Below are 25277 nucleotides of genomic sequence, written 5' to 3'. Positions count from 1 at the left end.
CCGACACGATTCAGTTCGATAAAGGCGTTTCACCGATTGAATTCCATAGGCCAGATGATTTAATGGAGATTGTGGAGCGGATTAGTAAGAAGAGTTAATAGTTTTTGCTCTAGTTACGAGTCAAGAAGTTATATTTTCTAAAGAAATGTGACCAAATTAGGAACCGCTAAACCTTTTAAATTCAAGTATTTCAGCTCGTTTCGTGACCAATTTTGTGACCAATATTTCAACTAAAATTCAAACTCTCAAGCCACTATTATTCACTCTAATTTTTATTCTAACTACTAACATAAAGTTGGTAGTTTTTTTATTTGTATACCTAGTTTCTTCTATTATTATTTATTTACTCCACCAAACTAAATCCGAGATCTGTTAACTCCTGGAAATACTTAACCTCAAATTTCTTCATCAGCACACCGTAAAAGTATCCGAACTTATCCCTTACCTTCTTCACCTTTAGAGCCCTCACAGTTTGTTTGAGCGATGTTAAACCAACTTCTAGGGCTAACTGCTTGTTTCCCTCAAAGCAGTACTTATACGCTGCTATATTGACCCTAGACCAAAGCTTTTCAATCGTCTCTGCCTTGTCAAAATAATATCCTGCCAACTTAGTGAAGTCTTTTGGAACATTATCTGATACAAATTCAGCAGGGAGCGATTGGTTACGTATATTATCTTTTATTTTGCTAGTTTTAGAAAGATTAATAGATTCTATTGGTGCGTCAATATTTACCGGTTCAGGTACGTCATTCGAAGAAGATAAAGAAATCTCGCTACCCACTTTTGGGAGTGCCACATGCGGCACTGAGCCTTGCTCGTACTTGCTAAAAACATATACATTATGCCCTTGTTTCCCGTTCCCTTTTTGAGTATTGATCACCTGTACGATACCAAACTCCTTAGCCTTTTTAAGCATCCGTTCAAATGTGCTACGGCTGATTTCACCTAGTTCATTACAAGCAGCAACCAATGTCTGTATCTTAGCGTTACAGATGCCTGGGACTGTAACTGAGAAGCGTGCCAGTCTTTTTAAACCTATTAGTTCCCCCTTGGTAAAGGATGCCTTAAAATCGACCATATGTTGCTCAAAGTGGTTGTTAAAGTTCTTTAAATCTTTAAAATTTGATAAGTGTATGTATTGGCTAATATGACCTGATTTCATTATTGACACCTCCGTTTTTTGCATAGCAAAGCAAGCCTCTTGTTTTAGTACTCAACAGGTAAGTATTCTTATAAAAATAGTTGGTTTAGAGAGTCTAAACATCACGAATAGACTCTCCTGCTTGATACTTATCTTGTATATCTCACACCGCCGCCTGGATCAGCTGAATCTTTGTAATCCACTTGGCTCGCTCCGAATAGACCAACTGCGGACGCGATTAAAGCAATAATAACTAACTTCTTCATGTTCTCACCCCCCTTCAAGTCGCAAACATATAGTTTTAAACCGATAATGCTTCAATTACATTTTCATCTAAACCTAGCCTTTTTAATTCAAATAACGCTAACTTCCTAAAGTAAAATTCCCCGCCCATTTTAAAGTGTTTTAAAGACTGCGAGAAGTGTTTCAATGGTTCCCTAATGAATCCCCTATAGTAATGGTGATATGCTTTCTGAACATCGTTTAACTCATCCATATTGAGAGTATTAAGCAATTCTTCTCCTACTTTTAAATTGCCTTTTTTGATGTACCAAAAAGCGATGTTATGTATCTCAGATGGCTTATTACTTTCAAAATTCAGATATTTTGGCTGTTTCCCCATCATAATGTTGGCGAAGTCTAGTCCATTTTTTAAATTCATACGAACACCTTCACATCGTGAATCGTTTGCCCATTTCAAAGCTTCTTCATAAATCTCAATAGTTTTTTCAGGTTCGTCCAATAAAAAGGTATTACCATACCATACAGAAACTAATGCACTGTAATAATTATCTAGATTATCATTCATTATTTTCTTACAAACACGCCTAACTTCATTAATATAGTTTTTAGAAACTAAGCTTGCTAGAGAGATTATTGAATATCTGATTTGATACATACCTCTAATATAGTCATCTGAAATTGAATCTATTGCATGTTCTAGCCCCATTGTATATTCATCTAGTAATCTAACGGACTGTTCTTCAACATAGATATAACTTTTGAAAAGTTTTACTCCTATTTCTACGTCACGATTCGAGGGGATGATATCACTATATGCATTGAGAGCTTGTATACTAGAAATTCTTTTAGAAGTGTAATGATCATCAATATCGTAAATAGTGGCAAATTCAACATCATAACGATCCTTTGATTGAAGCATTTTATCAATCAGTATCCTTTTTTCTTTTTTTAATTTGTTGTTGTCATAATACTCTAGGCTCCGTTGATTATTGAATATAGTGTAATCCAAGTTTACTCTTAATGAATTATCCATCAAAACCGCCCCAATCTTTTTTATAGTGTGTAGCCAAATACATTGCGTAGAATAATACGCTAGAAGCTAAGAGTATGGTGAATTTACTTTCTGAAATTAATGCCTTCATACTGTCAACCTCCTTCACAAGGTTAATTGTTATCGCTCTGACCGATAACTTGTACAAAAACATATCGGATCGACAGATGTGTTTTAAACTAACTCACGCCTAGTAATACCAAATTCGAATGCTTTAACCTGACGACCACGTTTACCAAGATTCTTTCGCATGTCACGATAACCATCTAGCCGTGTATATGCTGCAAATAACACCTCTACAATCACTTTAGACGATTCTCTGTTACCTTTACGATCAGTTTCTTTGAGTTTTTTTCTAGTCCTGCTATTTCTTTTTCTGTAGCTATATAAATTTCTTTAAAAACCTGATCAGCCAGTGTAATAGATGGATTAAATCTATTTGATTTCATGCTTCATCCTCCCCATATACTGCCGTAACTTTTAATTCAACATCGTAAACATCTGGTGTAATCACTGTTCCGTTCACCTTAAGGAAAGATAGGAACACTTGTTGGATAGCATCAGGATCAAGGTTAACATTTACCCATTCTTCAGCTGCTTCGTGTGACGTTGCCATGCGATTGATTGAGATTGTTGATTTAAGTTCCATAAACACTTGGAACTCCTCTAGCCCCTGTTTTTGATTGTTGTTTACTACAATTGTTGATATTGTCATTATGTAATTCCCCATTTCTATATAATTTTGGTATTCCAGTTTTACTTCCGAATAATAACGAATTGAGTTATTAACTTAATTAGATATTAACTCAATTCGTTAATAACGTCAAGAGTTACCATGTGATATAATTAAATTATTAGAGAGGTGACTCAATTTGATTAGATTTAAGCTAAAGGAAGTATTAGAAAAGCAAGGTAAGACTATGTACTGGTTATCAAAAGAATCTGGAGTAAGACCCAATACAATAAGTCAATGGATTAATAACGAAGAGTTAAACGATGATAAGAAGGTTAAATCAATAGGTGTAGAAACATTAAACAATATTTGTAATACTCTTAACTGTGAAATTGAAGATATTATTGTTCATGTAACAGAAGAAAACCACCAATCTTAATGACTGGTGGTTTTTTTTGGCTATGTTAAAGGTAAAGGTTGATTTAATAATGCACAAAAATGAGTTAGAAAATGTATCTCCAAGCTCATTTTACTTTGATGTATGTTTTATTACTAAAACACCCGCTAGTAGAACAAGAACTTCAAATTTCATTAAACCTTTTTTCAATAAAACGATAAACTCAAATATCCCAATTCATTAAGTAAAATAACTATTGTAATAATTGTTGGCTTTCTCACTCTTGCTATAATCTAAGAAGCCAGTTCAAAAATGCGCTTTTGTGTTTCAAGACAACGCCCCAGATTAATAATTGGATTCACAGATTGCGAAGTTTCTTTCTCTAGACTGGTTAGTTTAATCGCATTATCTGTTGCAAGTTTATTTGTATACTCAAACAATCCATTTAAAAACACATCCACCTCCCCCATTGAAAGTGGAATGTTGATTTTTTCATAATCAGGTTGCATTTTCAGTTCACCCAAATGCTCCATCATATCTGAAAGTATCTCCATTGTAAGAGTACCCTTGCCCACAGCGTTCAGGTAGACCGTTAGAGCCTCTCTAAATTTTACAACAACATCAGACTCTTGTTTTTTCTTTGATTCAATATAACTTTTTACACCTGCCATACCTGCCTTGCCCACCATAAAAAGGGTATCCCTATACTTCCAGCCACAGTATAAAATAGCCTCCAACTTGCTGACAGGTCTAAGTATTTTTACTATTTTCCCTTTGCTATTACGAACCTCGCCACCATATATCTTATTCTCTCCCGTAGAAATCTTCATCATAATTTCATCAGGTATTTTAAAGGATACTTGAACAATTGCCATTCTAACAACTCCTTTTTCTATCTCGCGGGCTCAACTACCGACTTTTAATCTGCAACTCAATCATATTCAATAACACTTGCTATTAATGTCTTTAAAACCCTACTGCCCCGTTAGTTTAAGTGTAACATTTACAAAGAATATCATTTTGGTATCTATTTCTTATGCATGTTCATCGAGCCACATTAAAAGAAATTCTTTTGTTTTATCAACAGGGAAGTACCATTTACCTCCCACTTTTCTTTTTGGAAATCTTGGATCATAAAAGAACTCTTTTTGTACTGTACTCAATGACATGCATGTTCTTTTAGTTAATTCTTTAGTGTCCCAAAATATTAACTCTGCATCAACTTTTTTGATATGCTCTTTTAATTCTTCTAAGTAAAGTCTCCGCACTTCATTTTCATCTACACTAATATTAATCATTTATCTGCTCCTCTTGCATCTATATTTAAAACCTATGTTCTTTTAGCCATGTAAGCAGAAATTCTTTTGTTTTCTGTGAAGGGAATAACCATTTCCTTTCTAATCCACAGTTTCTTTTTTGGGTTTGCTTCATTCACTCCTTTCATTATCTAACTCTAAATAAATCAAAGTAGTAATTGGATCTAATCTGTGTACCATCCCATCATAATCCCAATCAAACCCCTCTTCCCATACAGCAAACTTTACAAGTGAGCTTAGTTACATAATCATCAAATAACTATAACTTATCCCTAATATATCCGGTAATTCCAAAATTTAATTCCGTCAATTTCAGCCCTCCCTATTTTATATATTGACAAGATAGGTCAAAAGACCTTGTGACCATATTGTAAAAACTGAATTGAATCTAATCCTTGGTGGCTTTAACATTTATTAAATAGTAAAATATTACTGAATTAAATTTCAATATTAAGAAGGAGAATGATCAATGAATGATGATAATAAAAAAATGAATGAGGTTGTAAGGAACTTACAATCAATATCCAAAAACTATATAAACCAAATAAATACCTTTAATATAAATATGGCCCCTATATATCAATCAATTCATGAGATGACATATAAAATGAGTCAAATTGGAAACCTTGCAAGAAAATACATTAATGAAAGTGGAATTCAAAAATCTCTTGCAAAAATCAGAAAAGGAGTAATTGAAACTGAAGAGGACTTAAAACTTTTTAAAAGTCTTATGGTTGAAATGGGTTATCCGCCACACGAAGGAATTAATATAGGCACAATGAGATCACTTGCTCAGAGTTATAGAGAGGATAAAAGTCTCATTACTTCTGAGGTCATTGACGATTTTATGTTCAATTATTATGATAGTGAAAAAATAAAGTCTCTAGCTATTGAATGGGAAAATAACAAGATACTCAAAGAGAGACTGCCTATTTTAAGAAATGTTGTTACTGCACATAACTTAGGGCTATATAACCTTTCTATTCCAGCTATTTTAGCACAGTTAGAAGGGACTCTAGTTGATGCATTTGGAATTAAAGGGAAGGTCGATGGCAATATAATAAAATTAATATTAAAGTCATTATTGAGAAAAGATATCCTAAAAAATAGCGGTTTTAATTTTGATAATGAAATACATGATTATTATGAAAAAAATATACTTGTCGGATTTGAACATGGTAAAACAATAGGATCAGAGATTAGCAGAAATGCTATCCTACATGGGGCAGATAAGTCTTATGGGGAACTTGCAAATTCAATAAAGGTCATACTTTTATTCGACTATATAGCAAATGCTATCGAAACACTTGAAAGTGACACTAAGAATCACTGCAAAAGGGAAGTTAAAAAGTATAGGCAAAACAAGAAAAATAATTATAGAAAAAAATAACATCTCTAGTGAGGTCGAACTTTACATAGTTATTAATATAAGGAGAAATCATTACCACTATTCGAAAATGATATAGTGGTAATGATTTTTATCAAATTTTGAACTCTAATTTTCTAGTGTTCTCACTCTTGAATACAGTTTTAACTAATTCTAGGCGTTTTATAGGCGTTATAGCTTCTCCCCTTAAATTCTCTTAAACGCACCTCTCTCATACTTAAAATATCTTCTTTTAAGTCGTCTATACTGTTTATCTGTTTAACTTTAAATGGATAATCTTCAGCTTTAAATTGCATGTTGATTTTCCTTATAATTAAGAGCCTTCCCGCTTTCCATTCACCTTTATAATAGTAATTACTGTACTTATCTAATTTTGAATACATCTGTTTAGTCGTATATAGACTATTTTGGAACTCTAGATACCAATCAATATCTAACCAATTACAGGATACATCGGGAATAAACTCGGCGTTTTCTATAGAAGGTTCTATTTCATATCTATTTACTGCTCCATACTTGCGCCTATCAATAAAGCCTTGATTAATCATTAAATAGTGGTCTATTTTCAACGTCTTTCCTATACTAAAAATGCACCATAATATCTTTGACTAATTTTTTTGGTCTTGGCCCTTCTCTATTCACCTCATTTTCACCCTTATTCCACCCTAAACAAACCTCAATCCCTTGTGGCTCTAAGGCTCATACGATATCCACCCCTATTTTCACTCCTTAATTTTCACAAACCCTTATAAACTCTACACTTTACATCCCCCAACACAAAAATACGATAGTCGATTTTACCGACTACCGATAGCTACTTATCAAATTATAAATTTTCTTCACACTCTCACTCTGGCTTCCCTCATATTAAAATACAGATCATAGACTATCCCCTCACCATAAACCGAAACTTTCATCCTCACAAACTCAATTCTCCACTTATCATCTTTACCCAAATAAACATAGCAACTCCTCTTCTTATCCATATACATGTCACTAATATCATCAAGTAACCTTAAACTTTCATATTCTTCTTCCTTTAATATTCTTCCAGTATCAACACTTCTTAATTTCAACTTATGCAAACTAGCCACCTCATTACATAATTTGTCTCAATTTTACCATCTCACTTATATTTCATCCTGAATTCAATCATACAGTTACCAAATATTTAACATTTAAAGATTCCCAACTATTTTCTAGTCACAAATTAATCACATATCTATAAAACTATGTATAAGAATGATACAGTCACTTTACCTCTTACCTAACTAAATACCCTCCACTTTATTCCAGACATCTCCAACACGCTCAGAATTAGTTATATGGGTACGGGGGGGTTGTTTCACAATAGAAATAAAGAGGCAGCCTATATAAGCTACCCTCTCTGAAAACTGTATTATATTATTTTGGTGCTAATGTTGGGTTTCCAAGTACAGCGTTATAAGAAGAGTTAATTTCTAAAAATTTAACTCCTGTAACATCCACTTCGGCATACTTTGCATTTGTTTGATAATCTATATCTCCACTATGAAATAACTCATTGCCATCCCCTGAGATTGTAATAACACCTTTATATTTATCACTGTCTGACATCCCATATGAGAATCTAAGTTTAGAATATTTGCTATCAATTTTGTAAACAACTACATTATTATTCCAGTGTGAATAACCGTAAATATTTTTGGTGAATCTTTGCTTATTAATAGATACATTCTGGTTAAAATAAATACCGTCTTTTGAATACTCATCCTTATTAGTCAACCCAATAACACCCTTACTCGGTATAATCCCTAAATACAATGCTTTCCCACTGGCATCATACTTAACTTGTTGATCAGTATAGCTAGTCAATATCGGAATGATATTATCAACTTCCACATAATTCCTTCCGCTCATTCTTACGAATTTACTTGTTCCATTCTGTACTCCATTTGTAAAAATCTTACCTGATACCACAGACGGAACACTCTTCTTCAATTTTGTATTCTCTGCTTTCAATTTCTTATTCTCTGCCTTTAAAGTTTTCACTTGCTGCTTAAGCTCATTCTTTGTTGGCTCCTTTGCTGATGCAAAAGTACCGAAACTAAAACTGATACCTAAAACTAATGCAATTAACACAGATAATTTCTTCATAGACCCCTCCAAAAATGGTATTTTTTATCTATTTAATTCTACAATCGTATGTATATAGTAGCAATCTAATTCAATCGACAAATTCAGCCTAAGTATTCCAATACAAACTTATTTCCCTTTCCACTTTCCCCTCTGCCAATTTGACTAATGTATAGGTTCTTCTTACTTCTGGTAACTTATTAATTCTTTCCATTTCTTTCTCATCCATCATTTTCAACTCTTACAATATCCTCAAACCTCACTTTAATAATATGGCCATTCTCTTGTTCCAACTCTAAATAAATCATCTTATTTATGGGATCTAATCGATGTACTAACCCTGTATATTCCCAATCAAACCCCTCTTCCCATACAGTAAACTTTACAATTGAACTTAATTCCATTGCAGCATGTATTTTACTTTTAAATTCCTCTAACTGATACTCATCAACAATTGGCTTGTCTTGGCGATAATAATCAAGTTTTAAGTTTTTTAGCATTTTAACATGTTCTGGTAACATCATTGCAGATTGCCATTTAATATTTCCTCGATCTCTTAGTGACATAAGAACATCTCCATTCATTCTATAATTTATATTATAGAACATTAGTTCTTATTTCAGTCAAAAAAATTTATCCAATTATTAAATAACTGTAACTTAGCCCTAATATATCCGGTTCGTTCAAAATTTATTTCTGTCAATTTCAGCCCCCCTACATTATATATTCTTGATATAGGTTAAAAGACCTTGTGACAAAATTGATGAATATATGATTTATTAATTATTTGGATTACATACTAATAAATTTTTACTATAATGGTTATATAAGGGATTATTATTAAGTAGTATTTTGCGTAACACTCATACAATAAAGCTACACTAGACTGCATTTGGAAACATATTAATGCTATATAAACTAATCATTTATTAAGGAGAAAATAGAATGGATAAGAAAAATGAAAAGCAATTGAGCGAGCACTTTATAAACTTTGTTATAAAGAAGAAGAAGTTTGATTTTAATGCTTTTAAGACACAAGAAGAAGTTGACGCTTATCAAATAGAATTAGAAGAGTTTAGGTAAGATATACGGGGTTAGTCGCAGCTGTGTGAGTGATATTGTGAGTAGAAGAACGTGGAAGAATATTAAGGATTAGTGAGAAAATATATTAACTAAGGAGAATAAAAAGAATGAAAAGGTATAATCAATTTGAATCAGTTAAAAGGGTATCTGAATTACTTTCAGATAATAAATATAATCCATCAAGAGTTAATAATAGGTGTAATGATGAAGCTGATATAATTTTGTCTCATGATAAAAAAATCAAGATTCTGGTAAGACATTTAGAAAAAGATCATGCCTATAAAAATTCGCCTTTACCATATAAGGTATATAAAGTAGAAGCATTTGATACCAATGAAGAAAGAGATATAGGAGTTAGAAACTTGGACTTTGTGATTGGGTATAACTTTAATGATGATTGCTTTGCCTGTATACCTATAAGCGAATATATAGATAAAAGAAGTGTCGTAATTCATGAAAAAGAGGATACGAGACATGAATTTTTTAATTCTCTTATGTCCTTAGAGAAAGTTTTGAAATAAGTTTAATCTAAGGATAAAAAGGGTGTTTTTTATTAGGAGGAATTAAGGATGAGATTAAGTGTTAACTATAACGAGTTCCCCAAAGTAAATGGGAATATTATTCCGATAGGTACAAGATACTCACCAGTAGTTGATGTTGAGTTTATAGAAGATGAAAGTGAGTTTAAAAGAACTTTACACACTGATTACATCTGAGACTGGTGTTTCAAGAGATAGACTAAAAATAATGAATTGGGAAGAGTTATGGTAAATTCTTAGTTTTAAAGGAGATATAATAATGTTCAATGTTTCTTTGGAAGAATATTAAAATAGCGAGTTAGGAATTATTAAAAGTATAAAACAGAAATGTACTAATTTATAAGGAGGAATTCTGTGAAAAATATTTTAGTAGTCATTCTGATCATGGCTCCAGCATTATACTTTGGATATGAAGGTAAAGACCTTGTAATGGGATTATCAATTGTAGCGGGAGCACTTACTGCTGCTTTTCTTAACTTAGATAAGTTCGAGCGGTTTAGTGGCGCAGGATTCGGAGCTGAAATGAGAAAAGTTGAAAAGGCAGTAGAAGATGCTTATGCAACGATTGATAATCTAAAGGATATAGCAAAGCCTTTATTTAATATAGTCATATCCACACTGACATATGAAGGGAGAATAGGAGGAATGGAAATAAAAGAAAAAGACAAATACAAAGAAAATATTTTAGCTTTATCTAAGGATTTAGATATCTATGATGAAAAGTTTCAGCAAAAAATAGACACTTTTAATATATTACACATATGGGATGCGTATGATGAATTTCTAAAAATGCAATTTAAAGAAACTCAAAACAGTGATTTGTATAACAAGCTATATGCTTTATCGGACAGAAAGACTACAGATTTCCCCTCTGAAGATCAATTGCAACATTTACTAAATGGGGAAGAAATTTCCGAAAAAGCAAATGAACTTCTTCATGATTATTTATTTTATCAAAAGCATAAGAAGTTTTCCTAGATTTGTAATTGAGTTATCATTAATGAAAAAATAATGATTATATAGCAAGGCAGATAAATAAAACCCGCCTTGCTTTTTGCTTACTATCTTATATGCAGCTCTAACTTTCCACTATTATCACTACTGATTTTAGCTAATTCCGGGCGTACTCTAACTGTTTTAGCTTCTCCCTTAAATTCTCTTAAACGCACCTCTCTCATACTTAAAATATCTTCTTTTAAGTCGTCTATACTGTTTATCTGTTTAACTTTAAATGGATAATCTTCAGCTTTAAATTGCATGTTGATTTTCCCTATAATTAAGAGCCTTCCCGCTTTCCATTCACCTTTATAATAGTAATTACTGTACTTATCTAATTTTGAATACATCTGTTTAGTCGTATATAGACTATTTTGGAACTCTAGATACCAATCAATATCTAACCAATTACAGGATACATCGGGAATAAACTCGGCGTTTTCTATAGAAGGTTCTATTTCATACCTATTTACTGCTCCATACTTGCCCATATCAATAAAGCCTTGATTAATCATTAAATAGTGGCCTATTTTCTGTGAATCTGTTTTTATCGGAGAAGGAGCATTGAAATAAATATATTGATGAAAGGATCGGTCAGTATTTGCTGTGATATAGCCATCTCTCCTCAATCTTTTTAATACATTATTAGCCGATACGTGTGGCCTAGCATTAGCGGAAAAATGTAATGCAGCAATTTGATCTCGTGTAAGACATTTGAATTTTTCTAATGAAGAAAGAATTTCTAAATCACGTTTTTTCATATAAACAATTCTCCTTATAAAAAGATATTTGTTGATTCGCTTTTATCTTCTGGCTCTGAATTTTTACTACTTGCTTTAAAGCTATGATTCTTCCAATCGTTTACTTTATAGTTTTCTAATATTCTCTCTGTAGCTTCTTCATTTAGATAAGGTGCTTTTAATTCCAAAAGGTCATCTAAATTCAGTAAGAACTTTCCCTTATCATTTTTGCTAATTTTTTCACTTCCGGGGGTTTCTCCAATCTGAGCATTTTTTTTATCTACAGTTCTGAATCCCATTCTTACAGATAACACGCCCCTTATATCCGTACTCAGAATTGAATGTGACGGACGTTGCATTGATAGTATTAGATATATTCCATAAGCTCGCCCGAGCGATGCTATTTGTAACAAATCACTCATTATAGTTTCGTCTTTAATCATGACGAACTCATCTATTGCTAATACTATATAAGGAGGCTTTGACTCTTTAGGTAATTTGTTAATATGTCTTACTTTGTGTTTTTTCAATAAGCTACCTCGTTTAGCAAGCTCTATTTTTAGATACGATAAAGCAGGAGCAAGCTCTTTTATTAGGTAACTCACACTTTTTACATGTTTAACATCTTCATATACGTTAAATTCGCTCATTTTGAAATCCGCCAAGTATAGTTGTAATTCTTCTGCCTCATATAATTGAATTAAAGTGGATAATATCACATGTAAAATCGAACTCTTCCCACTTCCTGGTTCACCAAAAATTAATAAGTTAGGATTGTTCGTTGCATCATACACGCGCAATAAACCATTATTATCTTTCCCTGTTACAATTGGGAAAACGAATTTTTTTCGATTGATGATATTTGATATTTCTTCGAAGTTATACGGAACATTATCATTATTCAAAGGACTTGCATGTAATGTAAGAACATAATTTTTAAGGTCGCCTTCAATTTCTATGTTCTTAGAAAAATGTTGCTTAAATACATATTCCTTCTTTATCATTTCCTTCGGATCCGTACCCTTTAAAAGTGAAAACGTATATCTTAGAGTTTTATTATCCTTATCAATCTTAATCTCGTGTATCTTCGGATATATGGTTATCTCCTTTGAGCCGTTTTTATACTTTTGAATCAGTCCAGCATTCTTAAAAGCTTTTTTAAGTTCAATCTTTGCACTCTGACGATCTATAAACTCTTTTATTTTTCCCATAGGTTATCCTCCTTGTTATCAAATTTGAAACAAAAACCAAAAGATTAATCCGTACCCTACTACAGGGAGTACGAACCTAAATAGGCTTGATAATACACTTGATACAGAAGACAAACCACTGGAAGCTAAAGCTGTCTCTGACAAAGCTACAACAGCAATTAAACCACCACTGACAAGGAAAAATGCAAAAGCAGGATCACCTATAGGGAAAAATGAAGTTATAGTTATAGAAGGGAAAAATGAGTATATATTTGAATGTAGAGGGGTTTTCCTTTGGATTGATGTAGCTGGCCGGCTCATAAAATCCTTATAGGGAATAACCTCTATTTTGTGTTTTTTAAACATGTATCTCTCTCCCTTATTTCGATTTCAACGGATTCCATAATCGCCAAGATATCATCAGATTCTTCATGTTCAAATTGTTTTAAAGATTCATAATAGAAAGCATTCAGAACACTTACTGGTAAAATTTTCAGACATTTTTTTAATTCCATCTCGACACCTCCAATTGAAAAAACTTTGGTTCCCCCTCGCCCTCCCCCTCCTTATCCGTTCACCTTCGGTTCTCTAAATGAAATCCAAACTACCTTTATATCAACAATGGGACAATATAAAACTTAATTTCTATATGATTTAGCAGTAAATTAGGTAGCTGATAAAGTATATATATGGGCTGAAAGAAAAATAATTGCCTGTACATGAAAGAATTATTTAATTTTTATGGAATTTTAATTGAAAGGACTTTAACTATAAGTTGAAGAATTAGTATTTATAGGATGTGATTTACATATGAATATAGAGAATACGATTGATCACTGGATGAATACACGAGGAGTTAAAAATAAACACTTATCTAAAGCCTGTAACGTATCTGAGCAAACTTTTTCGAAATGGCGACATAACAAAACACAGCCTAATCTATCACATGCTGCAATAATTGCTAAAGAGCTAGGGATTATGGTGGATGACTTAATTAAAAAGGAAGATGTATAAAATGAAAAAGTTCATATGTGGATTATTTTTAGTTGCCTTCTTAACTGGTTGCTCTGCAAATACTGATGATGATACTACAGAAGTATATGATCCAGACAAAGATAAAACTGTTGGGGAGATTTTAGAGGAAAGAGCAGAGGAATATAAAGAAAAACAAGGGATTACTTTGAATGCTGAAGATGTGCAATTCGACATGGTAAATAACCTTGATACGAAATTTCTTATTACTGGAACTGCTAAATTAGATGATTATTATAACTATGGCTTTACAAATGAAAAAGATTATTTTTCAACATATGTTTCACCCGATGATAATTCAGATGGATGGTATGTTTTTTTTGAAAGAGATTCATATAGTGAATTGTATGAGATGCTAAAAGATCAAGGAAGTACATCTGTTTATATCAGTGCAGTGATACCTAAAAATGTTTATAAACAAGGGCAAGGAAACATGGCGGTAGCTGCATCATCTGATTTTTAAAACTAAAAAAAGGACAGCAACCAATTTAATGGCTACTGTCCTTTTTTTGGTTTTAAAATTGTTTTTTTATGTATATCTTTGGAATTGATTTTCTAACATCACGAAATAACTTACTTAACATTTTAGTGTACCTGCATCGACTCTTTAGTTAGTTATTTTACAAATGTAGAAACACCGTCTAAAACTCTACTTAACATTGTTCGTGTACCTGCTTCGTCGCCTGTAATATTGCCAATATGAACAGTCATGTTATTGTTATACGTGTTCCCACTCGTAGAATTATTGTTATTAGTTACATCTGACGAGCTATTGCTATTTTTCCAGAGTGGTACATTTAATAAACTCTGTGGCTGGTTCAAAGTACCACTTAATATTTTAGAAGCTGCTAATATATTCTGTGTATCAGCTTTATTAGATATCATTTCATTTGGATGAACATACATTAACCGGCCATTGTTACTAGACCAGGAAGGGAGGATACCACCTTCTTTAGCTTGAGCAACTTTAATAGGCTTGTAGTCTTTACCATTTAAGTATTTGTTAGCTTGGTTAATCAGGTCAATTAAGTTATTAGCTACGGCTTTACCGAGAATGTCAGTATTCGCTGCAATGTTTTCTCCGTACTTTTTTAGATCCTTTACAATCTTATCTGCATTACCATTGATGATATCTGACCGCATCTGAGCAAATTTCTTCTCGTCATTTATTAGATTATCGTAGTTTGATTCAACTTTTTCTTTTTCTTCATTGAGATTATCTATACGGAGCTCACGTTCACGATCAGTTTGCATATCAGCGATAGCTTCATCTTGATCTTGAAGTTGTTCATTAAGTTCCTGGAGTTTCTTCAATGCTTCAGGTGAGCTATCCATCGACCATTTTGAAATTTCATCTAATGTCTTTTGACGGTCTGATTGCGCATCAGCTAAGTTTTTAGCATAATCTTCTTCGTTAGCTTCTTTATTGATAGCATCAATCATCTTATCAATAGCTTTAACTGCAGCTTCTTTTTGGGCTTCCAACGCTTGCTTGAAGGCATCTATTGCTTGTTCTGCCATAGCTTCACGTTCAGAGAGGAGTTGAGATTCGAGGTCATACAGTTCAGATGTACGGTCAATTAATTCTTCATTGAGAGTGGCTTTTTGTGCTGCTGTTAATTCTTTATTATTCTTAATTTCATCCTTCAAATATTTTATGGAATTCTTCTGATAGCCAATTTCCTTTGCTAAAAGTTTTTCCTTTTTAAGTTGAAGTTTTATCCACTCATCTGTACCTTCGCCAGCATACTGCATTTGCAAATCCACTTTACGAAGGTCATCTTCCAATTCTTTACGTTGATGGTCATAGTAAGAAAGGTTGCTCTGAATTAATTCCATGCGTAATTCTTGAATTTGTTGCTCGACAGCCAACATTTCTTCTTCAAGTGAAAGGACATCTGATTGGGCATCTGCTACATTTGAAGCATCCTCAGCAATAGCTTTACTTGTATCTGATTGCAGCTCTTTTAAGTAATCTTCTGGATCAACTAATTTACCACCAGACTCAATTTGAAGATGAAGATGAGCCCCATGAGAATCACCGGTATTTCCAATGTTGCCTAGCTGTTGCCCAGCCTCTATTCTTTGTCCAGCTTTTACTTTTAAGGAATCTTTCTGCATGTGCATATACTTAGCGACTTTACCGTCATCTTGCTCAACAACTACCCAATAACCTGCAGATTTGCTATAAGAGGCTGTAATAACCTTACCGCCCTTTAAGGATTTAACAGGGCTACCTGATTTACCATTTGATAAATCTAAACCTTTGTGTGCGCGACCAGTGCGACTTTCTTGATAATCTCCGGATACTCTAAAATTGTTAAGGTAATAATCAGCCACATTTTTACTTTTACTACTTTTTGTTGAAGTGCTACCACTGCTACCACCATTGTAATACCGCATAACATTATTAACGTAATTTGGATCTCCGTAACGATTGTATCCGTATTTCTTTTTCTGAATGGCAGAGAAATTCTTCATGTTCTGAACAGAATATCCACCATTTTTCTTGAAATAACTTAGAATGCCTTCACCCATGTTATAAGCGGCAAGAGCCTCTTTAACATCTCCATTAGTTTTCTTTAGAAGGGAAGCAAGCATTTGTGTTCCTTTGTTAATACTAGCTACAGCACCCTTACCATTGTAGCCATTTACCTGCATAACATTGGAGCTTGCTTTGCCTAATTGTGATTCCTGAGTCGCTACTGCTTTTACTAAGGCAGCATCGATACCATATTTAGAAGAGGCAGAATTAATAGTAGAAGAATGAGTTCCTGAAACTTTAGAACCAGCGTTTCCAGTGTAGTTACCAGTCGTTTCTACAATACCTGTATCTTTAATTTTTCCGGATTTAATTTGTTCTTTGAGAGACTTAGCTTGATCGCTTAAGAGTTTTTCTTTCTTCTCAAGTTGCTTAATTTCTTCTTTTAGAGCGTTACGAAACTGCTTAGAATACTGTGGATACTTTGACTGAATAGCTTGTTGCTTGGCTAAGGCGAGGTTTACCTTTTCAATAGCTTCTTTAAATTTATCAGCTACATATATAGAATTCTTATATTCTTTGTTTGCCTCTTTGGCTGACTTACCAGCATTGCCACTGGACTTAGCAGCCTTTTCTGTAGCTTCTGCAGTGCGACCTTGATAATCTATATTTTTTCCAAGTGTTCCAGTGTATTTTTCGAAATCAGGTATTAGTTTTTCAATTTCATCATTTAAATAAGAAATTTCAGAATCGCCCGCAACATCAGCACGTTTATAGGCTTTTTCTGCTTCAAGCATACCTGATTCATTTTGTATTTCAGCAGCTGCGTTATAAGTGTCGATTGCGGCTTGTTTATATGCTTGAACCATTTTATCAACAGCTAGAATTTCAGCCTTTAGAATTTCAATCCTTGATTTAGCACCTAACGCTGAATTTAGTGTTTGATTCTCTTGTGAGCTAAGTTGACCTTTTGCAGCCAAACTAACAGCTTCGAGGAGTATATCATTAGCTTGAGTTTCTCTGAGGATGGCGTCTATATTTGCTTCGCTGCCTTCAACAAGGTGAGGATATATGCCAGATAAGAAGTTCATAGCGTCGCCTAATAATAATTTCTGCTGTTCATTGAGGTTTTCTTGTTGACTTAGAAGTTGGTAGACAGCTACTTGTTCATAGATTGAGTCGATTTGTGAAGAGGTAATACCGGCAAGCATTTCTGAGGCTGATGCATTTTGATTTTGTATATTGACGGAGTTAGCTAGTTCTTGGGAGTATTTTTCATAGGCAGATGCAGTAGTATCGGCAGCACTTCCAAGTGAATCAGTTGCGCCTTCTGCTACAGTGGCTTCATCACTATAAGCTGTAAGTTTATCAGTTGCTTCCCCATTTACATTTGACAAAGAATCAACAGCATCAGCACTTTTATTTGTAGTATTAGTTAAATCTTGAAGTGCTTTATCTCTTTCCTTAAGTCCTGTTTGTTTACCTTCAAGCTCTTGCAATTTAGATAGGTTTTCTGCATATTTCTCTTGTTTCCCACCAACATCTCCAACAAGTTGAATGTAAGTTTCATACTCATTTTTTGCATCTTCAAAATCTATTTCTAAAGCTTTTACTTTTTTTGTATTTCCTGAAGCGCTTGCTTGTGCAATTTCTTCACCATATAATTTTACTCGCTCATTAAACTCTGATTTTGCATCTTCAATCGCTTGGATAGAATGCTTTTTTCGATAATTTGCTATTATGTCTAGGGATTGTACCGTCTTTTCTTCTGTAGCGTTTAGCTCTTTCTTTACCTCGTCTATATCTGTGGAGACAGCATTCATTTCAATCATATTTGCATTTTGAGCTTGAGCTACTTGTTCACTAGTCATCGCTTTCAATGAATTTATGTAATCGTCCGTTTTTTGCTTATTTAAAGTTAATTTATCACCATAATCACCAGTAGACTTAATCAAGTGGGGGGCGATGGCTTGAATCTGTTTTAAGGTGTTGTGTAGTTCATCTTGCTTTTCAGCATTTCCTTTTGCTTGTGGAGATAATTCATTATACTTCGCTATTAAACCTTCTAACTGCGTTTTTTGTTCAGCGGTTGCTTTTGCGGTTTCTGTTAACGATTCCGTGTTAACTTCAGTGGCTTTTTTAGCACCCATTACAGCTGTTGCAAATAACTCCACGCCAACTATAGCTAATCCAAAAACCCCCAACGAGGCTTTAGCTCCTATCGCTGCAACTTTCAACGCTTGGAATGCTTTAACTCCACCATAGATACCGACTGCTAATAATGGTAAATAAATATTTAACCCATGAGTTTCTTCCGTTAATTCGGTAAATCCTTTAGTCATAAATGTTACAGTTTCTAAAAATAGAACTAATGCAGCACCTACGCCATTTTCCCCAACAGATTGAGCTAATTCTTGGAAACTTGCAATCATTTCATTCGTCTTGAATCGAAGACCATCTTGGAAAGTTTCTAATTCCTGTGTTGCACTCCCATATGATTCAATTGAGAAGCCAGTATTTTTCAATACATTCGCTTGATTCTCTAAGAGGCTACTCACTTTATTGATGTGATAGACGCCTCCTAAAGTCTGGGCGATACTATTTTTCTGTTGAGAAGAATAAGTATCATATTGTGACCCTAGTTCAGCCAAAACATCGGTAGCTGATCTCATCTCACCATTCAAATCATTTGTTTCTATTCCAAGTCCTTGAATCATTTTCTGAGTATCGTCACGCATGTACCTGCTAAATAATGCCTTATAAAACGTACCAGCTTCCTGACCGCCTATTTTTAAAACCTCGATACTATTTGCTAACATGCCATTTAGTTCATGGAATGATACTCCAGCCATAGCAGCAGTAGAAGATGATTTAGAAAGACCTTCTGCAAGAGAAACTGTATCAGCACCAGTTTGGTTACTTACAGAGTTTAATGCATCAACAACGCCTGTGGTTTCTTCTACAGACAGTTTATACTGACGCATAATTGCCACCAAAGCACTCGCTGCGTCAGTATTTGATCGAAATTCCCCAACTGTAGAAAGTAACATTGCGTTACTATTCAGTGCTTCAGCATCTTTTTGATTAAAGCCAAGTTTACTAATTTCACCAAGCGATTCTAAACTTGCGTCAATAGTCTGACCAAATTTATCCGCAGCTGCAGTAGCATTATTGAAAACATCTTCCATATTTGCATTGTCTGACACTTTTTCAATTGATATTAATCTTTCATCTAATACATATAACGTATCGATAAAGGATCTTAAAGCTTGAAAAGGGGCAAAAAACAGAGCAGAAGCTGCAGCATATTTACCTAGATTGAGGAATGCGTGTTGGAGGGATGATCCGAAATTATTTGTATTTATAGAGGCTTGTTTAGCATCAGCAGAAATCTGTTTAAATTTCATATTTAGATTATCCATATTTTGATTTAATTTAGGAGCCGATGTATTTAGCTTATTAACGGAGGATAGCCAGCTATTCACTCCTGCTGAATCAAACTTTGAATTGCCTTTATTCGCATTAATTAGGTTTTGTGCTTTAAGTTTCGCTTCTTGTTTATATAACTCTAATTGATGTTTTAATTTACTGTTTTGAGAGTCAACTTCCCTGTTGATTTTTTGTTCAGACTGAAGTTGTTTTTCTCTTATCGCTGCAGTGTTGTCAGATACACTATGTCCAGTTTGAACAAACATCTTATCTAAACCAGTAATACCTTTTAATTTAGCTAATTCATATTTTAACTTTTCAACTTGCCCATTAGCTTTTGTTACAGCAATGTTTAATCCTTCGACTTCTTTAGTCACGGGATTTATTTTTTTATCAATTTTAGTTGTGCCCAACAGCTTATACTTTTCAATTAATTTATCCATTGAGGAAAAATCTTTTGATGATATTAGGTTGGATTGTTTACCATCATTTAATTGGCTCTTTAGCTTTTTAACTTCCTCTGCCATTTGACTAAACTGTTTGTTATTAATACCAATATCTATTTTCAAATCTTTGCTAATTTGACTTAATTGAGATTTAATTGTTGTCTCTGTGGCATTCATATCTAGCTGACCAGTTATCAATATTTTTAGAGCATCATTCATTTTTCTTAACTCCTTTTTTTAAAAGTGTAAAATATGCAAATAAAAAAAGGCACATATCTAATGCGCCCTTTGTTATTTAAATATTTTGTTTGAATTTTCATATTGAAGGGTTATAAGGTTCCACTTCTTCGAGGAGTATTTCATAATGAGTATCGTAATCTAATGGGGGATAAATTATTCTATACAGATAATCCTTATACACCAACTCAACATTCATCTCTAATCGGGAATCAGGATAAGTGTACATAAGGTTTTTAACCTCCGTAACGTTTATTGCCATATCTGACTTAGCGAGTTCGGGAGAATAAGGCTCAATCTCCATATCAAAGGCAGAATAGGTTACTTTGTCTTCTGCATAAACAGGATCGCCAAATATGTCTTTGCCTAAATATTCACCTTTTGTCTTTTCGAATAAGTACGCTTTCTTAGGGAGCCTCATATTACCCTTATCCTCCTATAAGGATTTAGTTGATTCATTATATTTGGTGGATAGTCTGTTATATAACTTTCACTTAATCTTCCTTTAGTCTCAGACTTAACATTATCTAGTCCATGTGCTCTATAATCAAAAGCTGCCATTTTTAATAAAGTGGAAGTCAAAGCAATAGGAATAGCTTCTATACGACAATAATTTAAAATATAGTCACATGCGCCGCTTAAGTACAACTCTAATTTATCTGAGTTTTCATTAGTGTCTTCTATTCCCAATAGTATTTTCAATTTACTAATAGCATCTAAAGTATCTGTTAAATACATTTACTTTCCCTCTTTTATTGTTTTTTTCTTCGTATCTTCGTTCTTGTTATTTACAATTTCATAACCTTTATCTTTGTACAATAAATTAAATGCCTTTTCTGTAGCACGAATAACATTACCCTCTTTATTCTTATATTGCTTCATCTAATTCAATCTCCTTTCAAAAATCACTTTCACTTTTAACTAAGATAAAATATTGTTTCTTTACGTACCCCATTAAAAAAAGGACAAGGAGAATATCCCCCTCATCCTTTGATTTATGTATTACGCTTTTGGTGCTAGTACAGCAAACGCATCTTCTTTGACAGGTAAGAAACCAATCCGCATAGTTGCTTTAATAGCAATCATATCGTTCTCAGCTAGAGATAATGGTTTACCATCAGACATAGTAACAGTATGTAATGTTGCTTCTGTTAGAATTTCATACTCAATTCCTTGACGAATACCTACTAGAGCATAGTCAAAATCACCTGCAACTAGTTCAGCTTTTGTTTTGTCAAAACCTCTATTAGATGCATATTCAATAGGTACACCATAAAGTTCTTTCTGAGATACACCTTCAACATATAATGAATTTCCGTTTGAGTCACGAAGTTTACGTAAAGAATTTTTAATGCCCCTGTGACCAATAAATGCGTTAACATCCATACCAGCATCTTCAACTAATGCCATTACATCAGAAACATCAAGATCCATTGCATCATTTGTTCCTAATACTACTTCGTTTCCAGCAGCGTTAGCTACACCATAAATACTCTTTGCAAATGGCGTATTAACACCAAAGATAGTAGCGCTATCAATAGCATTGTAAAAAGATTTTACAATTTCCGGCTTCAATTCAGCAAATACATTAATTATAGTGTCATTCAATTTTTCTCTTGTAACAGGAATAATAACCGCTAATTTTTGTGCTTCAATTTCTGGATAAATCCAACTAGCTTTAGCTGTTTGAATCCGTTCCGCTTCCTTAACCCAGTATGCTCCAGGGCCATCAGCCATCATAGTAAATACCTTTTTATCTGATGTCATAGGTTCTACTTTTGCTAGTTTGAGCATTGTAGAACCTTGAGCTACCTCTTTCATAATTCCTGTTGCTGTTTCTACCGGTACTAAACCTCGTAATTCGTCTTTTAAATATGCCATTTTTATAATTGCTCCATTCATTATTTGATTTGTTTATTACTATTTATTGCTTTCTCGTCTGATTGTCTTTAATTACGCTAAAGAAATCCCCTGTACTTCCCTGACCACCTGAAGAACCTTCATTAATTGTGGTTCCATTTTCTTTTAATATTTCATCCCGTACTGATTTAATTTGGGAACCCCATACCTCTTCAAACTTAGTAAGATTTGCTTTGGTACTTTCCTCATCATTACCCAATAGTTGTTCTACAAAGAAATTCGGAAGTTTCTTCTCTGATAAATAATCAGTGGCAGTCGCCCTCAAATCTTTTCTGAGGATTTCTGCGTCAGACTTTGCGATTTTTTCTTCCAATTCTCTAATCCTTTTTTGATCAGGCGTTTCAGAAGGGTTACGATTTGATATCTCTTCAGATATAAGTTTTTCTAAATTGTTGGCTTTCCAGGTTTCTAAACCTTTATGAAAGTGCGAATCCAACTTAGGCTGTAGTAACTTTTTGCCCTCTTCGCTTTCTAAATATGAATTAACTCCATCAGATGTTAAAAACCCCTGAATGTAGCTTTTCACTTCTTCATTTGCTTTTTGTTCCTCTAGGAACGCTTTCACTGTTGCTAAATCCATTTTTAATTCCTCCTAACCCATCATGTACGAGCCATAATGTGTCTTAATTTTCTGTGTATCCTTCCCACTAGACACACTTTTTGCCCCTGACCATATAGCAAAATTCCCATAAAAAATAGCCCTTTCAATTGAAAGCGACTAAATTTGTTCAAACCATTCATCATACATATCAAATGAAGCGTTTGAATTTATAGTTAAATAATCTTTTAGAATTGGCATCCAAACGGATCTACACCAGAGATGTGCTGGAAGTTCAGGACGAGTAGGATCATCTATGCTCCATACTAATCCATCATGATTTCTACAAAAATCGGTTGTTCTGTGATCCAGCACTGCCGTAAATCCTAATTTTTTAACAACACCACTATCACTAAATAACTTTTCCTGTGACTCCGTTATTACTCTAGCTGATTCCGTCATACTTAATGATTTCGAATGGTTATATCGGATTCCAAACTGTTTATCGATTTTTCCTTTAATTTTATCCATGGATTCACCAAGTCTAATACTCTGTGAAAAATCCGATAAAATTTTTTGAAGTAATGAATTGTGATTGTTTTTAATACGTTGAGTAAATAAAACACCACTCCAATTCCTCTCGATTGCAGTAGCTATGAAAGCTGCAGTTAATTTGTTGTACCTACTTTTATTTCCTAATGCTCGTTCAAAAGCATAAGCATTTTTATAATAAGTACCTGCATATAAGGCGGATAGGAGAGCATAGACTAATGTATTTTCATTTTGGTGGAGATTGTCTAATTCTTTCTGCAGAAAGGACTCAATACTTTGTAGCCGATTATCTTTATACAAGTCTGAATAGGTTATAAGGCCATCATTTCCATACTTTAAAAATAACGAATTTAAATACTCTAATATATTATCTTGGGACTTTTTATAAAGTTTTAAAACTTCGGTATGCTCTGCAATTGCTTGGTCAAACATTTCCTCTACTATGAGAATAAGGTACTCTTCAAATTCATTCATTCAATATTCCGTCTTGTTTAGCTATTTGTTTATCTAAGCTTATTAAGCCCATAGCATCTTGTTCTTTCTTTAAACGCTCTAATGCAGCTCCTGGATCACTAACCCTTGGAAGCCATGATAATAAGTCTTCTTGAGGTAATATACCTTGTAACGCTACAATCATATTTACAATTGACTGCTCATCAACTGGGATATTCCTTGTGAAAGTTACTGCGCAATCACGGAAATCGAAATCCAAATCCTGTGTGAACTTCAACCATGCACAGAATAATCTCATTCGCTTCTTGAGTACTTTCTCGAATAGTGAAACTTTTATAGAAGTTATATTTTCTAATTCTTGTAACTTAAGACGAACACTCACACCTGATGTATTACTTTGAAAATTTTCATTTAAGTTTACTGTATTAGATTGAATATATATCTCGTCTTGCCAATCTTTAAGCATGTCTTTAATAAATGAACCATGAGGGTCTTTCGTTGCCCAGTAAACCTTACTACCTTTAGGAGCTAGTATGATTCCGTTCTGTTTCATTTTAACTGTTTCTTCAATAGTTAAATCAGCATTCTCAATAACCAAATAAGCTGTACGGTGGTCAAGTATCTCATTCGCCGCTGTACTTTGAACTGAATTATATAAATCAATTATTCTCATGATGTCCCAGAATGCAGATTTTCTGGTATCACTAGCTGTAGATTCAATAACAGGACAAATAGGAAAGAAATTTTTATTTCTTTCGATTATTTTTAGTAATCCTCCATGTAATTCATACTTAGTAAAGTGAACATCATCCCAGACATCTACATAAACATTGTCATCAAATGGTTTTTTATATCTTCTTACTCCAACTGAAATATTACGTTCAATTGAACCGTCATGTAAAACAATCATTTCTAACGGACTAAATGCTGTACAGTGGAATTCTAATTCTTTGTTTGAATATGCGACTTCATATGCATATCCAAAAGTTTCTGTAAGTTGCTTCAATCGAATATTATGTTCTTTTTCCCAATATGAAAAATAAAAATCAATTATATTAATAAAATCCTTGTTTCCTTTTTTAGATTGATATGCAACTGGATTTCCTAATACATACCCTACATAGTTATGTACGATTTTTGCACAATAATTAAAATAAGCTCTCTCATCATTACGAGTGGAATCAACTTTTGGAGCTTCACCTAAAATTTTATGTTTGCCATCATAATAATCTTGTAATTTTTGATTCTTAGGAGTTTGTAAATCTAATTCATGGAGCAATTTAAATATTAATTCATCTTTAACAGCCATTATTACAC

The 25277-nt window shown here is 33.4% G+C and carries 31 protein-coding genes; 9 read left to right on the top strand and 22 right to left on the bottom strand.

What is annotated here, in order from left to right; translation table 11 throughout:
• The first annotated feature begins 8 nt into the window (after positions 1 to 8).
• Positions 9 to 98 carry a DUF3898 domain-containing protein gene (locus tag ACIQXQ_RS20280; RefSeq protein WP_402959789.1) on the top strand — a complete coding sequence of 30 codons (90 nt, stop codon included), beginning with the start codon at positions 9 to 11 and terminating at the stop codon, positions 96 to 98.
• 245 nt (positions 99 to 343) lie between these two features.
• On the opposite strand, the gene ACIQXQ_RS20275 is transcribed toward ACIQXQ_RS20280, so the two are convergent.
• From ACIQXQ_RS20275 to ACIQXQ_RS20260, 4 genes are all read right to left on the bottom strand, one after another.
• Positions 344 to 1162, bottom strand: coding sequence for a hypothetical protein (locus tag ACIQXQ_RS20275; RefSeq protein ID WP_402959787.1), 819 nt, complete (start codon positions 1160 to 1162; stop codon positions 344 to 346).
• 280 nt (positions 1163 to 1442) lie between these two features.
• A complete protein-coding gene (locus tag ACIQXQ_RS20270) occupies positions 1443 to 2417 on the bottom strand; it encodes an AimR family lysis-lysogeny pheromone receptor (RefSeq protein ID WP_402959784.1) in 975 nt (324 codons plus the stop codon).
• A 320-nt stretch (positions 2418 to 2737) separates the two neighbouring features.
• Complete coding sequence (locus tag ACIQXQ_RS20265) at positions 2738 to 2884, bottom strand: hypothetical protein (RefSeq protein WP_402959782.1); 147 nt, start codon at positions 2882 to 2884, stop codon at positions 2738 to 2740.
• Positions 2881 to 3084, bottom strand: coding sequence for a hypothetical protein (locus ACIQXQ_RS20260; RefSeq protein ID WP_402959780.1), 204 nt, complete (start codon positions 3082 to 3084; stop codon positions 2881 to 2883). The genes ACIQXQ_RS20265 and ACIQXQ_RS20260 overlap by 4 nt, the downstream gene beginning before the upstream one ends.
• A gap of 223 nt (positions 3085 to 3307) precedes the next feature.
• On the opposite strand from ACIQXQ_RS20260, the gene ACIQXQ_RS20255 reads away from it, so the two are divergent.
• Positions 3308 to 3547, top strand: coding sequence for a helix-turn-helix domain-containing protein (locus tag ACIQXQ_RS20255; RefSeq protein WP_402959778.1), 240 nt, complete (start codon positions 3308 to 3310; stop codon positions 3545 to 3547).
• A gap of 251 nt (positions 3548 to 3798) precedes the next feature.
• On the opposite strand, the gene ACIQXQ_RS20250 is transcribed toward ACIQXQ_RS20255, so the two are convergent.
• Positions 3799 to 4380 carry a hypothetical protein gene (locus tag ACIQXQ_RS20250; RefSeq protein WP_402959776.1) on the bottom strand — a complete coding sequence of 194 codons (582 nt, stop codon included), beginning with the start codon at positions 4378 to 4380 and terminating at the stop codon, positions 3799 to 3801.
• 159 nt (positions 4381 to 4539) lie between these two features.
• Entirely contained in the window at positions 4540 to 4803 is a 264-nt protein-coding gene (locus tag ACIQXQ_RS20245; RefSeq protein ID WP_402959774.1) for a group-specific protein, read from the bottom strand.
• A gap of 487 nt (positions 4804 to 5290) precedes the next feature.
• Between ACIQXQ_RS20245 and ACIQXQ_RS20240 the strand changes: the two genes are divergently transcribed.
• On the top strand, positions 5291 to 6211 hold the full coding sequence (locus ACIQXQ_RS20240; protein ID WP_402959772.1) for a hypothetical protein: 921 nt from the start codon (positions 5291 to 5293) through the stop codon (positions 6209 to 6211).
• A 140-nt stretch (positions 6212 to 6351) separates the two neighbouring features.
• Here the strand turns inward: ACIQXQ_RS20240 and ACIQXQ_RS20235 are convergent, their stop codons facing one another.
• The 4 genes from ACIQXQ_RS20235 to ACIQXQ_RS20220 form a co-directional block, all read right to left on the bottom strand.
• On the bottom strand, positions 6352 to 6756 hold the full coding sequence (locus ACIQXQ_RS20235; RefSeq protein WP_402959770.1) for a hypothetical protein: 405 nt from the start codon (positions 6754 to 6756) through the stop codon (positions 6352 to 6354).
• Between the two features lie 291 nt (positions 6757 to 7047).
• Complete coding sequence (locus tag ACIQXQ_RS20230) at positions 7048 to 7293, bottom strand: hypothetical protein (RefSeq protein WP_402959768.1); 246 nt, start codon at positions 7291 to 7293, stop codon at positions 7048 to 7050.
• 319 nt (positions 7294 to 7612) lie between these two features.
• Positions 7613 to 8344 carry an NPCBM/NEW2 domain-containing protein gene (locus tag ACIQXQ_RS20225; protein WP_402959766.1) on the bottom strand — a complete coding sequence of 244 codons (732 nt, stop codon included), beginning with the start codon at positions 8342 to 8344 and terminating at the stop codon, positions 7613 to 7615.
• Between the two features lie 200 nt (positions 8345 to 8544).
• Positions 8545 to 8889, bottom strand: coding sequence for a YolD-like family protein (locus ACIQXQ_RS20220; protein WP_402959764.1), 345 nt, complete (start codon positions 8887 to 8889; stop codon positions 8545 to 8547).
• Between the two features lie 379 nt (positions 8890 to 9268).
• Here ACIQXQ_RS20220 and ACIQXQ_RS20215 point away from each other — a divergent pair, with 379 nt between their 5' ends.
• From ACIQXQ_RS20215 to ACIQXQ_RS20200, 4 genes are all read left to right on the top strand, one after another.
• The gene (locus tag ACIQXQ_RS20215; protein WP_402959762.1) at positions 9269 to 9406 is read left to right on the top strand and encodes a hypothetical protein; all 138 of its coding nucleotides are present in this window, start codon (positions 9269 to 9271) and stop codon (positions 9404 to 9406) included.
• A gap of 107 nt (positions 9407 to 9513) precedes the next feature.
• On the top strand, positions 9514 to 9927 hold the full coding sequence (locus ACIQXQ_RS20210) for a hypothetical protein (RefSeq protein WP_402959760.1): 414 nt from the start codon (positions 9514 to 9516) through the stop codon (positions 9925 to 9927).
• Between the two features lie 48 nt (positions 9928 to 9975).
• The gene (locus ACIQXQ_RS20205; protein ID WP_402959758.1) at positions 9976 to 10122 is read left to right on the top strand and encodes a hypothetical protein; all 147 of its coding nucleotides are present in this window, start codon (positions 9976 to 9978) and stop codon (positions 10120 to 10122) included.
• Positions 10123 to 10299: 177 nt separating this feature from the next.
• On the top strand, positions 10300 to 10923 hold the full coding sequence (locus ACIQXQ_RS20200) for a hypothetical protein (RefSeq protein ID WP_402959756.1): 624 nt from the start codon (positions 10300 to 10302) through the stop codon (positions 10921 to 10923).
• 83 nt (positions 10924 to 11006) lie between these two features.
• On the opposite strand, the gene ACIQXQ_RS20195 is transcribed toward ACIQXQ_RS20200, so the two are convergent.
• From ACIQXQ_RS20195 to ACIQXQ_RS20180, 4 genes are read right to left on the bottom strand one after another with little or no spacing between them, the layout of a single operon-like run.
• Positions 11007 to 11702, bottom strand: a complete 696-nt coding sequence (locus ACIQXQ_RS20195; RefSeq protein WP_402959754.1) for a replication-relaxation family protein — start codon at positions 11700 to 11702, stop codon at positions 11007 to 11009.
• 14 nt (positions 11703 to 11716) lie between these two features.
• Positions 11717 to 12892 (bottom strand): FtsK/SpoIIIE domain-containing protein, encoded by a 1176-nt coding sequence (locus ACIQXQ_RS20190; RefSeq protein WP_402959752.1) that lies wholly within the window; start codon positions 12890 to 12892, stop codon positions 11717 to 11719.
• Positions 12893 to 12910: 18 nt separating this feature from the next.
• Positions 12911 to 13237 carry a hypothetical protein gene (locus ACIQXQ_RS20185; RefSeq protein ID WP_402959750.1) on the bottom strand — a complete coding sequence of 109 codons (327 nt, stop codon included), beginning with the start codon at positions 13235 to 13237 and terminating at the stop codon, positions 12911 to 12913.
• A complete protein-coding gene (locus ACIQXQ_RS20180; RefSeq protein ID WP_402959748.1) occupies positions 13216 to 13386 on the bottom strand; it encodes a hypothetical protein in 171 nt (56 codons plus the stop codon). Before ACIQXQ_RS20180 ends, ACIQXQ_RS20185 begins: the two co-directional genes overlap by 22 nt.
• Positions 13387 to 13681: 295 nt before the next feature.
• Here ACIQXQ_RS20180 and ACIQXQ_RS20175 point away from each other — a divergent pair, with 295 nt between their 5' ends.
• Positions 13682 to 13885 (top strand): helix-turn-helix transcriptional regulator, encoded by a 204-nt coding sequence (locus ACIQXQ_RS20175; RefSeq protein ID WP_402959746.1) that lies wholly within the window; start codon positions 13682 to 13684, stop codon positions 13883 to 13885.
• Between the two features lies 1 nt (position 13886).
• Positions 13887 to 14366 (top strand): hypothetical protein, encoded by a 480-nt coding sequence (locus tag ACIQXQ_RS20170; protein WP_402959745.1) that lies wholly within the window; start codon positions 13887 to 13889, stop codon positions 14364 to 14366.
• Positions 14367 to 14518: 152 nt separating this feature from the next.
• Here the strand turns inward: ACIQXQ_RS20170 and ACIQXQ_RS20165 are convergent, their stop codons facing one another.
• The 8 genes from ACIQXQ_RS20165 to ACIQXQ_RS20130 form a co-directional block, all read right to left on the bottom strand.
• Positions 14519 to 20479, bottom strand: a complete 5961-nt coding sequence (locus ACIQXQ_RS20165) for a phage tail tape measure protein (protein ID WP_402959743.1) — start codon at positions 20477 to 20479, stop codon at positions 14519 to 14521.
• A 97-nt stretch (positions 20480 to 20576) separates the two neighbouring features.
• Positions 20577 to 20918 (bottom strand): hypothetical protein, encoded by a 342-nt coding sequence (locus ACIQXQ_RS20160; RefSeq protein WP_402959741.1) that lies wholly within the window; start codon positions 20916 to 20918, stop codon positions 20577 to 20579.
• Positions 20915 to 21235 carry a phage head-tail connector protein gene (locus tag ACIQXQ_RS20155; protein WP_402959739.1) on the bottom strand — a complete coding sequence of 107 codons (321 nt, stop codon included), beginning with the start codon at positions 21233 to 21235 and terminating at the stop codon, positions 20915 to 20917. Before ACIQXQ_RS20155 ends, ACIQXQ_RS20160 begins: the two co-directional genes overlap by 4 nt.
• Positions 21236 to 21379: a hypothetical protein gene (locus ACIQXQ_RS20150; RefSeq protein WP_402959737.1), complete on the bottom strand. Its 144-nt coding sequence runs from the start codon at positions 21377 to 21379 to the stop codon at positions 21236 to 21238.
• Between the two features lie 120 nt (positions 21380 to 21499).
• Entirely contained in the window at positions 21500 to 22378 is an 879-nt protein-coding gene (locus tag ACIQXQ_RS20145; protein WP_402959736.1) for a phage major capsid protein, read from the bottom strand.
• 43 nt (positions 22379 to 22421) lie between these two features.
• Positions 22422 to 22997, bottom strand: a complete 576-nt coding sequence (locus ACIQXQ_RS20140) for a DUF4355 domain-containing protein (RefSeq protein ID WP_402959734.1) — start codon at positions 22995 to 22997, stop codon at positions 22422 to 22424.
• Positions 22998 to 23135: 138 nt separating this feature from the next.
• The gene (locus tag ACIQXQ_RS20135) at positions 23136 to 23981 is read right to left on the bottom strand and encodes a minor capsid protein (RefSeq protein ID WP_402959732.1); all 846 of its coding nucleotides are present in this window, start codon (positions 23979 to 23981) and stop codon (positions 23136 to 23138) included.
• Positions 23974 to 25269 carry a phage portal protein gene (locus tag ACIQXQ_RS20130; protein WP_402959730.1) on the bottom strand — a complete coding sequence of 432 codons (1296 nt, stop codon included), beginning with the start codon at positions 25267 to 25269 and terminating at the stop codon, positions 23974 to 23976. The genes ACIQXQ_RS20135 and ACIQXQ_RS20130 overlap by 8 nt, the downstream gene beginning before the upstream one ends.
• Positions 25270 to 25277: the final 8 nt, after the last annotated feature.

Origin of the sequence: Peribacillus sp. NPDC097198 (assembly GCF_044762055.1) — a bacterium.
In the GTDB taxonomy this organism is placed as follows: Bacteria; Bacillota; Bacilli; order Bacillales; family DSM-1321; genus Peribacillus.
This window is presented reverse-complemented; position numbering and strand designations above follow the sequence as displayed.